Source organism: Actinomycetospora sp. CA-101289 (assembly GCF_050955895.1).
In the GTDB taxonomy this organism is placed as follows: Bacteria; Actinomycetota; Actinomycetes; order Mycobacteriales; family Pseudonocardiaceae; genus Actinomycetospora.
This window is the reverse complement of the sequence record NZ_CP192093.1, coordinates 3,530,010-3,545,433: the sequence shown is the minus strand read 5'-3', so window position 1 is coordinate 3,545,433 and position 15,424 is coordinate 3,530,010. Positions and strand designations below refer to the sequence as shown.

The 15,424-nt window shown below is 75.2% G+C and carries 6 protein-coding genes; 1 reads left to right on the top strand and 5 read right to left on the bottom strand.

Translation table 11 applies throughout. The features are described 5' to 3' along the window. Positions 1–9: 9 nt before the first annotated feature. A complete protein-coding gene (locus ACQPX6_RS17665) occupies positions 10–2,637 on the bottom strand; it encodes a LuxR C-terminal-related transcriptional regulator (RefSeq protein WP_433781610.1) in 2,628 nt (875 codons plus the stop codon). A 149-nt stretch (positions 2,638–2,786) separates the two neighbouring features. On the opposite strand from ACQPX6_RS17665, the gene ACQPX6_RS17660 reads away from it, so the two are divergent. Further along, entirely contained in the window at positions 2,787–3,362 is a 576-nt protein-coding gene (locus ACQPX6_RS17660; protein ID WP_433781608.1) for a TIGR03086 family metal-binding protein, read from the top strand. 66 nt (positions 3,363–3,428) lie between these two features. On the opposite strand, the gene ACQPX6_RS17655 is transcribed toward ACQPX6_RS17660, so the two are convergent. The 4 genes from ACQPX6_RS17655 to ACQPX6_RS17640 form a co-directional block, all read right to left on the bottom strand. Beyond that, positions 3,429–4,388 carry an FHA domain-containing protein gene (locus tag ACQPX6_RS17655; protein WP_433781606.1) on the bottom strand — a complete coding sequence of 320 codons (960 nt, stop codon included), beginning with the start codon at positions 4,386–4,388 and terminating at the stop codon, positions 3,429–3,431. Further along, a complete protein-coding gene (locus ACQPX6_RS17650; protein ID WP_433781604.1) occupies positions 4,381–5,046 on the bottom strand; it encodes a CBS domain-containing protein in 666 nt (221 codons plus the stop codon). The genes ACQPX6_RS17655 and ACQPX6_RS17650 overlap by 8 nt, the downstream gene beginning before the upstream one ends. Before the next feature lie 4 nt (positions 5,047–5,050). Beyond that, positions 5,051–7,186, bottom strand: a complete 2,136-nt coding sequence (locus ACQPX6_RS17645) for an FHA domain-containing protein (protein WP_433781603.1) — start codon at positions 7,184–7,186, stop codon at positions 5,051–5,053. Between the two features lie 118 nt (positions 7,187–7,304). Continuing rightward, entirely contained in the window at positions 7,305–15,401 is an 8,097-nt protein-coding gene (locus ACQPX6_RS17640; protein WP_433781602.1) for a hypothetical protein, read from the bottom strand. Between the last annotated feature and the right edge of the window lie 23 nt (positions 15,402–15,424).

Sequence of the window (15,424 nt, the reverse complement as noted above, 5' to 3'; positions counted from 1 at the left end):
CGCGCCGGGTCAGGGTCGCGACGACGACGCGATGCTCTCGGCCACGTAGGAGGCGAGGCTCGCGCGGTCGGGCAGGCCGAGGCGGGTGCAGGCGCGGTAGACGTGGCTCTCGACCGTGCGGACCGAGACGTGCAGGCGGGCCGCGATCTCGCGGTTGCTGAAGCCCTCGGCGGCCAGGATCGCGACCTCCCGCTCCCGCTCGCTGACCCGCAGCGGGACGCGCGCCTCGGCCAGGGCCGGGGTCGTGGCGCCTTCGCAGCGCGCGGCCAGCGCCGTCGCCCGTGCGGCGACGGCGAGGGGACCGGACGCCCGTCCCTCCTCGCGGGCCACCACGACGGCCTGTGCCGCGGCGTCCGCCGCCGCCAGGTCGAGACCGCACGCCTCGAGCGCCTCGGCGGCGGCGACCAGACCGGTGACGTCCCGCCGGGCCAGCGCCGCGGCGTGGGCCGCGCTCGCGGCGGCGCGCGGGGTGCCCAGCCGGCGGGCGAGCTCGGCGAGGGGCTCGGCCTGGTCACGCTCGCCGAGGCGCACCGCGAGATGGCGGCCGGCGAGCTCCGTCGCCCGGGCGCCCCGCCGCCGGCTCTCGGTGACGATCTGCCCGGCCCGCCGCACGGCCTCGGGGCGTGCACCGCGGTTCGCCGCGATCCACAGGCGCGCGACCGTGATCTCGGTGTCGAAGACCCGGACCCACCCCTGGTGGTGGCGCACCGCGGTCGCGACGGCCGCCTCCGCCGCGGCGGTGTCACCGACGAGGGCGTGGCCCTGGGCGATCCGCCCGTGCAGCCAGGACGACCAGCCGCCGCCGTGGCCCGGGAAGGCCGCGAGGATGCCCGTGAGCAGCCGCACCGCGGTGCGGGGACGGCCCGTCTCGCCGGCGACGGTTCCCCGGAACAGCCCGGTCCACGTGGTCGCCTGGGCGCCGGTCAGGTCGTCGAGCCAGGCGAGCCGGTCCTGGACCGCGTCGGGGGTGCCGGCGTACAAGGCGTCCAGGAGCTCGGCGAAGACGATGTTGCCGAGCATCACGCCGGTCTCCGGTGCCCGGCGCGCCGCGTCCGTGCCCCGGGCGACGATCTCGTGCTGCTGTGCGGTCTCGCCGCCCCGGAAGGCCACCATGTACGAGGCGGCCCAGGAGGCCCAGCAGACGGCCTGGCTGCTGAGGTCGTCCCGGCGGGCCAGGGCGAGGGCGTCGTCGGCGGCACCGGCGACGTCGCCGCCGACGCCCCGGACGACGGCGCGCACCACCGCGGGCTCGCTGCGGTCGGGGGTCCGCGCCTCCTCGGCCGCGAGCAGGGCCATGCCCTCGTCGTGGCGGTCGAGGATGAAGAACGTCGTCTGGACCCGCACGAGGAAAGCGCGCATGCGCTCGTCGGTGCTCGTCGCGAACTCCATCGCCCCGGTCAGGGCCGTCAGGGCCTCCTCGGCGCGCAGCTCCCAGGACAGCAGGAACGCCAGGCTCAGGTGGGCCTCGAAGCCGCCACCGGCCTCGATCGCCGCCCGGAGCATGCGCTCGGCGAGCCGGAAATCGCTGAGCTCCGTCGCCTGCCGGGCCGCCGCGACCAGCAGGGCCGCGTCGCGCGGCGTGTCGCTGTCGAGGTCGAGCACCGCGTGCCGGAGCTGGTCGCCGGCGCGCCGGGCGCCGGTGGCGCGCAGTGCCCGCGAGAGCTCGCCGCGCATCCGCCGTGCTCGCGGCACGCTCAACCGGCCTCGCGCGGCCTCGCCGTAGAGGGGGTGCCCGAGGCGCACCTCGCTGCGGACGCCGTCCTCGTGGACGGCGATCAGGCCGCGCTCGGCCACCCGCTCGACCTCGTCGGCGCCGCCCAGGGCCTCGAGCATCCCCAGCCCGAGGGGCTCCCCGAGCGCGACGAGCTGGATCACCCGGCGCTCGTCGTCGTCGAGGGTGCCGATCCGCGCGTCGATGAGGTGCTCGAGGGCGGGGGAGAGGACGGGCTGGCCGGTCCACTCCCATCGCCCGGTGCGCGACGGCGAGAGCCGGCCCGCGGCGCGCTCGCCCTCCACCATGTAGCGCAGCCAGAGCACGTTGCCGAGGGTGACCTCGTGCAGGCGGCGGGACGCCCGCGCGTCGACCGGCCCGCCGAGTGCGGCCTCCAGGAGCGCCGCGGTGACCTCCTCGTCCAGCGCGCTGATCTCGACGCGGGCGGCCACGCCGTCCTTCCACATCGCGGTGACGGCGTCGGGGCACGGTGCGCCGGCCCGGACGGTGACGACGATCCGCACCGCGCGGTCGGTCGCGAGCTGGCTGAGCACCGCCGCGGACGAGGGATCGAGCATGTGCGCGTCGTCGACGAGCAGGACCGAGCGTGCCCCCCCGGTGCGCAGGGTCTCGGCCGTCCGGGCCAGCGTCGCGGCCTCGCCCTCGCCGGGGCGGACGGGCTCCAGCCAGTGCGCGAAGGCCCCGAGAGGGATCTCGCAGGCCGACGCGGACGCCCGGGCGACGCGGACCTGGTCATGCGCCGCGACCCGGGCCACGAGCTCGCGGGCCAGCCGGCTCTTGCCGACGCCGGCCGCCCCGGCCAGCACCACGGCGCCGTCGCGCTCCAGCGCGTCCGCGACCACGACGAGGTCCCGCTCCCGGCCGGTGAAGGGCCAGGAGCCGGGCGAGGTGGGGGACGGCGGCACCACGATCCTCCGGTTCCGTGTTCCGGATGGGCGGAGCGGTCCACGGAGTCTGCCGCACATCGGCCCAACGATGAATCCGGTCCTCCGATCCCCGAGACGTCCCAGCCTGGTACGTTCTCAGGACCATCGAGTCCTGAGGAGTGTTCGCCGTGCACGATCTGGGTCCGGCCACCCGCGAGCTGGCGCGCGTCGCCGCGCAGGTGGGCGACGACGACCTCGACCGCCCGACCCCGTGCGGCGCGTGGACGGTCCGCGACCTGCTCGGCCACCTGCTCGCCCTCACCGCCCACTTCGCCTCCGTCGCCCGCCACGCGGCCCCCGAGCGCGGTGGGCCGCCGGCCGAGGTGACCGAGGGGTGGCGTGCGGTTCTCGACGAGCGCCTCGCCGACCTGGCCGTCGCCTGGACCGAGCCCGGCGCCTGGGAGGGCGAGGGCTCCGCGGGCGGGCTGACCATGCCGAACGCGCAGCTCGGCGTCGTGGCGCTCGAGGAGATCGTCCTGCACGGCTGGGACCTGGCGCGCTCGGTGGGCGCCGGGTACGCGGTGCGCGACGAGGACGTCGAGACCGTCGGCGGCTTCGTCGCGGGCTTCGAGCACGCGGGGGAGGAGGGCCGGGCGGGGCTCTACGGGCCGGTCGTCGACGCCGATCCCGCCAGCGAGCTCGACCGCGTTCTCGCCCTCGCCGGGCGCGATCCCCACCGGCCCCTGGCGAGCGCGTCGGGCTGAGTCGAGGACCGGTCGCCCCTCACCCGGGGTGGTCGGACCCCCCCCGCCGACGTCACCCGCGTGGTGTCACTCCGGGACCGACCCGGCCGGGGCGAGACCGGCGTCCCGGACGCGCCCGGCGACGCGGCCGTCGGCCTCCCTGACCGCGACCAGCACGTCCCGCAGCGCCCCCAGCAGGCGCTCCGCACCGGCCCGCGTGACCTCGCGCCCGTGCTCGGCGAACGCGTCGAGCGCGTCGATGAGCGCCTCCGCCACCGCGTCCACGAGCCGCCGGTCCTCCTCGAGGAGCACCGCGGCGGCGGTCTCCGGGAGCTCGCCCCGGCGGGTCCGGACACCCGCGGCACGCGCCGCCCCGTGTGCGGGGAGGTCGCGCAGCGCGGCGAGCCGGAGGCGGAACTGCGCGACACCCACGTCGGGCGCGCACAGTGAGAGCGTCGCCGGGGCGACCCGGTCGAGCTCCTCGTCGAACAGGGCGTCGACCGCGGCCACGCACCGGTCGTGGGCGTCGAGCCGAGCCGCCGTGCCGGTCGTGGTGCCGTCGCGCGCGAGCTCCTCGGCGATCTCCCCCAGGCGCCGTTCGGCCTGGTCGAAGCCCGCGAAGAGCTCGGCGAGCGGCAGGAACCGCAGGCCCTCGGCGCCCAGCACGACACCGCCGGCGGCGCCGAGGTCGGGGGCTTCGCGCGGAGGACCCGGGTCCTCGGTCGGAGCGGGTGGGTCGGGTGGCGGGGTCTCGACCCAGGCCCAGCGCACGGTGTGCGCGCCGATCGTCACGGCGTCGCCGGGCCCGAGGGCGCGGCGGTCGACGCTCTCGTCGCCAACCCACGTGCCGTTCGCGCTCTCGAGGTCGACGACGACGAGGTGGTCGTCCTCCGCCTCCAGGGTCGCGTGGCGCCGGGACACCATGCGGTCGGGCAGGACGACGTCGGCGCGGTCGGGGTCGCGGCCGAACGCCACGGGCAGGGTGACGACCCGCTCCTCGGCGTCGCCCTCCTCGGACGCGATGACCAGGCGGACGGCGTCAGGCATCGGGGGTCCCGGGGGTGGTCGACGTGCCGTTGGACCCCGGTGTGCCGGCCCGCGCCGCGACCCGGGCCGCCGCCGCACGCGCCCGGGCGGCGGCGACCGCGGCGGGGACCTGGGCGGTGGGGACCTGGGCGGTGGGGACATGGGCAGGGACATGGGCAGGGACATGGGCAGGGACACGGGCGGTGTGGGCGGTCGGGGTGGCTCCGTCGGCAGGGGCGGCGGCGTGGGCGAGCACCGCCCGGCAGACGTCGGACCGCGACACCGTGCCGACCAGCCGGCCGTCGACGACCACCGGCAGCCCCCGCAGGTCGCGGTCGGCCATCGTGACGGCGGCCTCCGCGACCGTGGCGCCGGGACGGAGGGTGATCGGGTCGCGGACGACGTGCGGGTCGACCGGACGGGCCGCCCGGGCGCGGGACCCGGTGAGGAAGGCCGCCGACGCCGCGAGCACGCTGCCGGCCCGCTGCGCCTCGTCCGCGGTCGGCAGGAGGGCGGCGACGACGTCGCGGTCGGAGAGCGTGCCCACGAACCGCCCGTTGTCGTCGACGACCATCAGCGCGCCGAGGTCGGCGAGTGCGAGAACCTCGGCGGCGCGCTGCAGGTCGGCGCCCGCCCGGACGGTGGGCGGGTACCGGGTCATGATCCCTTCGACCTGCACGACGTCACCCCCCACCGTCGCGGCGCCGGCGACGGGGCACCCACGTCGCGTCGGTGCCCGGGGCCGTCGACGTCTCGGCCGCCTCGGTGGTGGTGGACGTCGCGGTGCTCGCGGTGGTCGTCCGGCGCGCCGGGATCCACGTGGCGTCCGTCGCCGCCGGGGTCGTCGCCGGGGCGGCCGGCGGGGTCGCGGCGGGAGCTGCCGGGGCACGCCGCGGGGTCCACGTCGCGTCCGTGGCGGTGACGGCCGGGCGGGGTGCGACCGGCGTCGTGGCCGGCGCGGACCGGGCGCGTCGCGGCACGAAGGTCGCGTCGACCGTGGCCGGGGCGGGTGCGGGCCCGCCCGCGGCCGGCTCGGCAACCGGCTCGGGGGCCGGCTCGGCCGTCCCCGGGGCCGTCTCCGTCTCTGTCACCTCGCCCGCGTCCGCGGGCGAGGTGCGCGCGGCACGGCGTTCCTTCATCCGCCGGACGATCGTGCGGGCGCGCGGGAACCACACCGGGAAGACGATCAGCGCGATCACCAGCACGACCAGGATCGTCAGCCATGGCTGCGCCACGTACTCGCGGGCCAGGCCGCCGAGCCGGGAGTTCCAGGTCATCACCGACAGCGCGATCATCGCCCAGAGGCAGATCGCCGAGAGGACACCGAAGACCAGCAGCCCCACCTGCTTGGGCCCGGGACGACGCCCCGCCCGCAGGTCCTTGAGGAACCCGCCGCCGAAGTAGGCCTTGGCCTCCTCCTTCAGCCGCGGGGTCCGCAGGGCGTCGGCGAGCGCCTGGTAGCCGTCGAGCGGCACGAGCGGGATGAGGTTGAACAGGGTGTTCAGGTACAGGCCGGCCGCGAGGGTGAAGCAGATCCCGGCGACCGTCGGGTCGGGAACGGAGAGTGCCGCGATCGACGCGCCGCCCGCGAGCCCGACCGTGGTCAGCGGTCCGGAGACGGCCACGACGATGCGCGACCACGACGTCCCGAACCACATGTCCGAGGTGTCCACGAACGCGAACGGCATCCCCATCATCAGCAGGAACCCGCCGCGGTTGACCCGCCGGCCGTACGACTTCACGGCCAGCGCGTGCGCCAGCTCGTGCAGGGTCGTCGCGACCACGTAGCCGGCGAAGGTGGCGACGAGGCCGACGATCCCGGCGCCGCCGAAGTCGAACAGCAACTGCTCCGACGACGCCCTGACGAACGCGACGAGCCCGCCGATCGCCAGCGCCCAGAGCAGCACCACCGCAGGGAGCGTGAAGAACCGCCAGGCGACGCCGTGGTAGATCTTCTCGGCGATCGGGTCCAGTCGCTTCACCGAGAGCTCGACGCGGATGAGGTTCTTGATCACGGCCCGCCCGAACCGCTTCCAGAACGTCGTCTCCTCGACATCGCCGGGCAGCCCCCGCACCAGGCCCGCCTGGTGCAGCGTGCGGACGGTCGCCTCGATCCGGGGCAGCGCCAGCTCGCCGTACTCCTCGAGGTAGGCGAAGAGCAGGTCGCGCATGGAGTTCTCGCCGTCGAGGCGGTGCCACAGGAAGACGTCGCGGTCGTCGAGGCTCAGGTACGAGCCGGTGCGGGTGTTGCGCAGCACCCACCGGTCGGGCTCGATCTGCTTGAGGGCCCACCCGCTGCGCCGCCGCGGCACGGCGGCGAGGGGCTCGGTCGCCGGCGGCGGTTCGTCCTCGCCGTCGGTGGTCTTGCCCAGCACCGTGCCGGCGATGTCCTTGACCTGGGTGCGGTCGGCGACGACACCGCTGCGCGGCTGGTCGAACAGCACCGCGACGTCACCCACGTGGACGGTCGCGTGGTCAGCGAGGGCCACCGTCGCGTCGCCCGTGACCTCCTGCTCGCCGCGGCCGAGCGGCGTGACCGTGGTGCCGTTGTACGAGCCGTGGTCCTCGACGACGTAGCCCGCGCCGGTGCGCGTGATCGTCGCGTGGTGGCGCGAGACGCTCGGGTCGTCGAGCACGACGTCGTTCTCGTCGTCGCGCCCGATCGTCGTCGACGCCCCGTCGAGCGTGGCGCGCTGTTCCCGCATCCCGTTCGCCGCCACCCGGTAGACGAGCGTGGGCGGGGCGAACTCGGCGACGCTCGCCCCAGGGCGCAGCGCCCCGCAGCGCAGGCAGTACGGGAAGTCTCGACGCACGTGCACGTGGCACGACCGACACAGCATGGATCCCCCTCGTGGTGCAGTGCCGCCGATCGTCGGATGTGGGAGCCGTCGTGTCTGCCGTAGTCGACTACGGCAACCGCGACGGGCACGGTCGGGTTCAGAACCAGTCGTCCCAGACCGGCTTCACGCCGCCGCCGATGTTCTTCCACTCGTAGCGCCCGTCGGCGTACCAGACCTGCTGCTCGTAGTGGTAAGTCCCGACGCCGTCGACGATGTCGACCGGCCGGCCGACCCTGATCACCGTGTTGTGCATCTCCGCCTCGCTGGCGAACGAGCCCTCCCAGGTGGTGCCGTCCTCGAACCCGGCGAAGACCTCGATGTGGCCGTCCCGGTACCGGAAGATGTCGAGCGAGCCGCCGTGGAAGTCCACCTGTTGGGGGGCGAGCTCCGCGGACGGGTCGGGCGATGACACGGGTGCGGGCTCGGTCGGGCCGGGATCGGACGGGCCGACCTCGTGCGGCTCCGTCACCGGCGTCTCGACGATGGTGCCGTCGGGTCCGCGGGTGATCGGCACCGTGCGGCTGGTGCCGTCGGGCAGGTGATGGGTCCGGGTGCCGGTGCCGTCGGGGTGGACGACGGTGTCGCTGATCCCCGTGTTGTCGGCGCCGAACAACGACGTCGTGACCGTGCCGTCGGGGGCGGTCTGCACGACCTCCAACCCGCCGTCGGCGGTCGGGTGCAGGACGCTCGTCGTGCCGTCCCCGGCGTAGGTGGTGCTGGCACCGTCGACGTCGTAGACGGTGTAGGCGCCGTCGGTCCACCCACCCTCGTAGCCGACGGTCTCGGTGCGCGTGCCGTCCGGCCGCATGACGTTCCGGTACCAGGACCCGTCGGCCTCGTACCGGGTCTCGGTGGTGATGCCGTCGGCGGTCCCGGTCATCTCCCAGGTGGTCCGCCCTCCGTCGTCGAAGTTCGCGCTGCGCCAGGAGCCGTCCGCGTTCCTCGTCGAGAGCTGGGTCGTGAGGTCGCCGGTGCCGTAGCTCTCGGTGGTGCCGCCCCGCCCGTCGTCGGCCGTCCGCGACCAGCTGCCGTCGGGCGCGGTGTCGGTGCGGGTCTCGGCGCCGTCGAGGCCGGTCGTCGTGGTGATCCGGTGGCCGTCGGGCTCGGTGACGACGGTCGTGACCGCACCGGTGACGGGGTCGGTGGTGAGCTCGCCGGGCGGGGTCGTCGCCGGTGCGGGTCCCGCCCAGCTCTGGGCGGTGTCGTCGGCGTGGTGCGACTCGTGGTGGACCACCCGGCCGGCGGCGTCCGTCGTGAACGCGTCGGTGTCCCCGTCGGGATAGGTGAAGATCCGGGTGGTCGAGCCGTCGGGGTTGTCGACGTCCCGCGTGGCGATGCGCACCGTCTCCACGGAGCCGTCGGAGGCCGTGATCGTGGCGAGGTGCCCGCCCGCGGCCGTCGGCGTCACGACGGTCACGACCCGGGCGGCCCCGAAGTGGTCCACGGTGGAGAAGAGCGCGGTCGGCGCCGCGTCGGTGGGCCCCCAGGTGGTCTGGCTCCACGTCCCGTCGGGACGGGTGACCTCCGAGGCGAACGACTCGCCGACCGCGGCGGCGGTCACCGTGCCGTCGGGCGCCGAGCGCACCGTGACGTCCGGGCCGGTGTCGCCCCACGTCCGCGTCGCCGTCGTGCCGTCGGGCTCGGTCCAGGTGTCGGTCCGGACACCGGTCGCCTGGTCGGTGGTGCGCGCGACGTCGACGGTGGTCCCGTCGCCGTAGCGGACGTGGACGGTCTGGGTGCCGTCGGCGTTGGGCGTCGGCGCCGCCCGGACGATCCCGCCGTGGTATCCGACGTTGGCGTCGACGGGCGGGGCCGCGAGCGCCGCCCCCGGCGCCATCGGGGTGGTGACCGCGGGGACCGCGACGGCGGCCGCCGCCACCGCCGGCGCGCCGTCGCTGCCGGGGCCGGTGCCGGTGTCGGCGTGCTCCGGCGTCCCCGGCGGGTCGGCGTCCTGGTGCTCGACCCCGAGCCGCGCGAGGAAGTCGCCCGGCGACTGCCGGACCTGGTCCATCACCTGCTGGAGCTGCTCGGGGGAGAGGTTTGCCAGGACCTGGGCCAGCGACGTCACCACGCCACGCAGGGCCTCGCCCGGCGCGCCGCCGCCGACCTCCTGCATCGTCGCCAGGAGCGCCTGGACGTCCGGGCCGGGCGCCTCGGTGGGGGTCGCCAGGGACGTCGCGGACTCGGTGCCGAGGACGTCCGACGCGTCGAGGGTCAGGGCGTGGAAGGCCTGGTGACGGGCCGGATCGGCGTCGGCGCCGACCCACCCCCCGCCGCTGTGGCCGTCGGCGGCGGAGTAGCCCCCGCTCACCGCGTGGCCGTCGGCGTCGTAGTGGGTAATGGTCGTGCCGTTGTCGGCCTGCACCGTCTCGGTGCGGGAGCCGTCCAGCTCGTGCACGACCGTCGTGGTCGTCGGGCCCCCGGCTTGGTTCGCGGAACGATGGACGACCGTCCAGCTGCCGTCCGGGTCGATGACGTAGAGGGAGTCCTGCCCCGGCCCCGGTGTCTCCCGAGCGAAGCCCGCGAAGCTGTCCGGCGGGATGGGCGCAGTGGTACCGGCGGGGACGGTGCCCCAGGAGCCGGAGCCGTTCCCGGCCCAGCTGCCGCCGAGCACCTGACCGTCGGGGCCGACGTAGGTGGTCTCGGTGCCGACGTTCGAGGGCGTGGGCCCGGTCCGGTCGGAGGTCCACAGCAGGGTGCCGTTGGCGCTGTAGCTCTCCCCGCGCACGTGGCCGTCGACGCCGCGGTCGTACGTCGTCCAGCCGCCGTCGCCGCGGGGGAAGCCGGTGTGGGTGACCTGGCCCTGCTCGTGGGTCTGCACCGTGCCGTCGGGGTAGGTCGTCGTCACCCGGTCGTACGGATAGGCCGACTGATTGAGCTGGGCTCCGTGCCCGACGAACTCGCGGGCGGCGCCGTCGGGGGCGTAGAGCACCGTCACCGGACCGCCGACCGTGCCGTCCTCGGTCTCGAGCCAGTAGCCGCCCGGCTGGCGCTCGATGGTCCAGGTGGCGGTGACGTGGGGGCCGCCGCGGTCACCGTAGGGGTCGGGGTCCCAGTCGACGCGGGTGCCGGTGCCGTCGGGGCCGATGGTGCGGACCTGGGTGTCGCCGGTGGTCTCGACGGTGGAGACCTCGTTGCCGGCGGCGTCGTGGGTGATGGTGACCCGCGCCTCGGGGTCGCTCGGCAGGAAGGGGTGTGCGGTCGCGACGTCGGTCCCCGCCTCGGGACCCGCGTCGGGGACGACGGGAGCGGTGTCCGGAGCGATCGTCGAGGTGTCGAGCGTCAGCGTGTGGAAGGCCTGGTCACGGGCCGGGTCGGCCCCGCTGACCCAGGCCCCGCCGCTGCGGCCGTCGGCGGCGGTGTACCCCCCGCCCGTGGCGTGGCCCTGAGCGTCGTAGTGGGTGGTCGTGGTGCCGTCGTCGGCCTGGAGGGTCTCGGTGTAGCTGCCGTCCACCTCGTGCACGACCGTCGTGGTCGTCGGGGCGATGACCTGGTTGCGGAAGGTCACGTAGACGTGCGTCCAGCTGCCGTCGGGGTGCAAGACGGTCGCGGAGGACTCGTCCGGCGCCAGCACCGGCGTCATCCGGACGTGGTCACCGAAGCTGTCGGGCACCGGGGGTGCGGTGGTGTCCGCCGGCACCGTCCCCCAGGAACCGGAACCGTTCCCGGCCCAGGTACCGCCGAGCAGGCGCCCGTCGGGGCCGTAGAAGCTGGTCTCCGTGCCGACGTTGGAGGGCGTGGGGCCCGTCTGGTCCGAGGTCCAGAGCAGGGTGCCGTTGCCGCTGTAGCTCTCTCCGCGCACGTGGCCGTCGGTGCCGGCGGTGTACGTCGTCCACCCGCGGTCGTCGTGCGGGAAGCTCGAGGAGCTCAGCTGGCCGTACTGGTAGGACCGGACCTGCCCGTCGGGGTAGGTCGTGGTCACGAGGGCACCGGGATCCGCGCTCTGGTTGGCACCGCCGGTCACCGGGAACGAGACCTCGCGCGCGGCTCCGTCGGGGGCGTAGAGCACGTGCACCGGTGGGGCGCCGGGCTCGGTCGTCACCTGCGTCTCGAGCCAGTAGCCGTCGGGTTGGCGCTCGATGGTCCAGGTGGCGATGGCGTGGGGGCCACCCCGGTCGCCGTAGGGGTCGCTGTCCCAGTCGACTCGGGTGCCGGTGCCGTCGGGGTGGACGGTGCGGATCTGGGTGGCGTTCCAGGTGTCGACGGTGGTGATCTCGTTGCCGTCGGCGTCGTGCTCGATGGTGTAGTACGCGTTCGAGTCGCGAGGGATCCACGGGTGCTGGGCGGTGCTGTCGGCCTCGCTGGTTGCGCCCGGCCCGTCGACCTCGTGGCCGACGCTCCCCACCTCGCCGCCACCCGGGACCGCGCCGTCCTCCGGCGCCGTCGTCCAGTGCCGCACCTCGGGGGCGTTGTACGCGTCGAACGCGTCGTGGGCCTGCTGGCCGAGGGCGACGGTCTCGGTGCCGCCGTCCGGGCGGACGAACGTGTAGACGTAGTCGCTGTTGGGCCAGCCGCCGCCGATCTCGGTGCTGTCGAACCAGATCGGGGTGACCGTCCGCGTGCCGTCCGGGGCGTCGACGATCGCGGCGAAGGTCCCGCCGGGCTCCGTGGTGCCGTACGTGGTGACGGTCGTGTGGCCCTCGGCGTCGGTGTCCACCGAGCGGGCGAGCATGGAGCCGCCGGGCGCCCGGTCGTTGGGGGTGTCGTAGCCCTTGAAGCCGGTGAAGACCGTCGACGAGCCGTCGGGCCGCGTGGTCGTCTCGGTGAAGTTCGCGAGGTAGTAGTCGCGCGGCTGCTCGTAGGTCAGCGTCGTGCTCGAGCCGTCGGGGTGGGTCGTGACGGTCTCGCCGGCCGTGAGGACCCGGCCGGGGCCCATCGACCAGTACTGCGTCACCTCGGTGCCGTCGGGCTGGACGGTCACGTCGTGCCAGCTGCTGTTCGGGACGTCGGTGTGCCGGGTGAACTCGGCGGTCGTCCCGTCGGCGTAGGTCAGCCGCATGGTCGTACTGCCGTCGTAGCCCTCGGACAGGTCCTCGTGCCCGACCACCCGGCCGTGGTCGTTGGCCACGCCGCGGTCGACGACCTGCTGGACCGGGTCGGGCAGGACCCGCCAGACCTCCTGCGCGTCGGTGTCTGCGAGCACGGTGCCGTCGGTCCGCACCGACTGGTGGTCGACGACGTGGCCGTCGAGCGTGGTGAACGAGTCCGAGTCGCCATCGCGGTAGAGGATCGTCGTGGTCCGCGAGCCGTCGGGGTTGTCGGTGTGGTGGAGCTGGGCCGTCACGGACGTCGTCTGGCCGTCGGCCCCCAGGACGGAGACGGTCACGAGGTCCGGGTAGCCCGCGATGCCGTGCGCGGTGACCGTGGTCTGGGCGAAGTCGGGCTCCGGCCCGGTCTCGGTGATCGTCAGCAGCTGCTGGTCGTTCGCATCCGTCGGCGTGGTGATCGCCAGGTCGACGGTCGAGCCGTCGGGTCGGTCGGAGTGGCCGTAGGCGGTGCCGTGGTCCTCGTTGAACGAGGTCGACGTCCCGTCGGGGGCGGTGGTCTGCCACAGGCCGGTCGCCGGCCCCTGGGCGGGATCCCACTGGTGGCTCGAGGTGGTGCCGTCGGCGCGGGTGATCGTGTCGGTGATCTGCCCGGTGACGGGGTCGGTCGTGCGCTGCGCCGTGGCCGTGCTGCCGTCGCCGTAGGTGTAGCGGACGGAGGCCCCGTCCGCGCTGACCTCCTGGGCCAGGACGCCGCCGTGGTAGTTGCTCGTCGACGCGGCGAGGGCCGCGGCGACCGCCGGGGTGACCTCGGGGCGGACGAAGGGGTTGCCGCTCGCGCCGCCGCCGTGGTGGCCCCCGGCGTGGTCGCCGGCCGTGTCGGGCGCGACGGTGCCGTCGACGTGATCGCCGTCCGCGCCCTGGTCGAGGGTCAGGGCGTGGAAGGACGCGCCGCCGGTCCCCGTCGACGCGTCGACGGCGCCCGGGATGATCGCGAAGGGGTCGATCGGGTCCTGGGCGGGCGCCGAGCCGGTGCCCCAGACGCCCGAGCTCAGGCCGTCGGCCGACGCGGAGGATCCGCCGGTCGCGCGGCCGTGCGCGTCGTAGGACGTCGTGGTGCGCCCCTCCGCGTCGACGACGGACACGAGCGAGCTGCCGTCCGGGTGGGTGACGGTCGTCGTGGTCACGACGTGCGACACGGTGCCGGCGGCCGCGTCGTGGTCGGCGGTGCGCAGGGTGACGTAGACGTCGCCGTCGGGGTTCGGGCGGCTCGTCGTCGTCGACGTGATGTGGCCCGGCGTGGAGGCGTCCAGGTTCGTCGTCGTGGTCGGGTCGGCGTTGCCGTCGTAGATCATCGACGGGTTGTCGGAGCCCGGGGAGAACTGGAGCCACACCTGGCCGGGCGTCCGGAGGAGCCCGGCGCGGGCGAGGACGTGACCGTCGGGGGCCGCGGTGACCTGCTCGCCGCTGCCGTCGGCGTGCAGCGTCGTGGTCACGGTGCTGCCGTCGGCCAGGGTGACCGTGGTGCCGTAGTCGCCGGTCGAGGAGCCCATCCCGCCGCTGACCCAGGCGTCGGTGGGGGTGAACGGGTTGCCGTGGGACGCCGCGACCACGAAGCCGTGGGCTCGGGGACCGGCCTCGACCTGCTCGGAGAGAACCTGCCCGAACGCGTCGCGCTGGGTCGTGACGGTGCTCCCGGAGTCGCTGACCGTCGTCGTCGTGGTGCCGTCGGCGTGCTCGGCGACCTGGACGGTGGTCGGGTGGCCGAAGCCGCGGGCGTCGTCGAAGGAGAGCTGGTAGGTGGTGGTGAGCAGCCCGCCGTCCTCCGCGGGCAGGGCCGCCCGCGTGGTGATCCGGAGGTCGTCGCCGATGTCGAGGTGGTCGGCGCGGGGGCCGTCGATCACCTGGACCTCGTGGTCGCCGTCGCCGTCGAGCGGGATGCGCGCCCACGGCCCGTCGGCGTAGGGGTGGTAGACGCTGTACTGCCCGGTGACCGTGCCGTTCGGCGCCGTGTCCACCTGCTGGCCGGTGCCGTCGGCGTGCATCGTCGTGGTCGCGATCGTGCCGTCGGGCAGGCGGACCTGGGTCACGCTCGTGCCGTCGGAGCCGGCACCGCCGCCGATCACGGTGCCGTCCGGGGTGAACGGCGTGCCGTGGGTCGACGGGGCGCTGTCGGTGGCGCCGTAGGTGATGAGCGTGTCCGGGGCCGGGCCGGTCGCCCGCGCGTCGGGGGTGCTCTGGACCTGCGCGAACGCGGTGTGGGGGACCGCGGCGGGGGACGCGACGGGCACGGTGGCGACGGGGCCGGCGGTCGCGGCGAGCGGGGCGTCGGGGGTCGGCGCGGACGGACCCGTACCCGTGTCGGGGGTGCTGCTCGTGGTCTCCGGGGCGGTCTGCGGGGTCGCCTGCGTCGAGGAGCCGGTGGTGCTCGCGGCGGCGTCGGTGTGGGTCGGCGGCTCGGCGCCGCCGGGACCCGAGACGGGCTCGGAGGTGGGCGTGCTCGCCGTCGTGGTCGGCGCCGACGCCGTCGTGGGTGCGGTGTCGCCCGCGTGGTCGGTGCCGGTGGTCTGCGGCGACGTGTCGGTCCCCGCCGGCGTGGACGGGTCGGCCGCCTGGGTGGTCGACGTCGACGCGGTGTCGCCCGAGCCGTCGTGGGCGGAGCCGGTGTCACCCGTCTCGGAGCTGTCTGACGTGTCCGGGTCGGAGCTGTTGCCGGAGTCGGAGCTGCTCGAGTCGGGGTTGCTCGAGTCGGAGCTGTCGGAGCTGTCGGAGCTGTCGGAGCTGTCGGAGTGCTCCGATCCCGAGTCGCTCGAGTCGGAGTGATCGCTCCCCGAGTCGCTGCCGGAATCGCTGCCGGAATCGCTGCCCGAGTCACTGCTGGAGCTACTGCTCGAGTCACCGCCCGAGTCGCTCCCGGGGTCGCTGCCGTGGTCACCGCCGGAGTCACCCGAGTCGCCACCGGAGTCGCTCGTGTGGAGCTCGCCGCCGAAGAAGAGCGCCGAGCGGGAGAGGCGCTCCTCGAGTCGGGCCGGGCGCCGGTCCACGCCGCCGAGGCGCACGGCGCGCAGGGACGTCACCTCATCCTCGGTCAGCCCGTGGCGCGCGCCGACGGCCGCCGGGTCGCCCAGGACTTCCTCGGCGAAGGACGGGTCGGTGGCCATGCGGGCGAGCAGGTCCTGCAGCGCGTGCCGGTCGGGGGCGGTGGTCATGCCTGACCCTCCTCGGGCCGTGG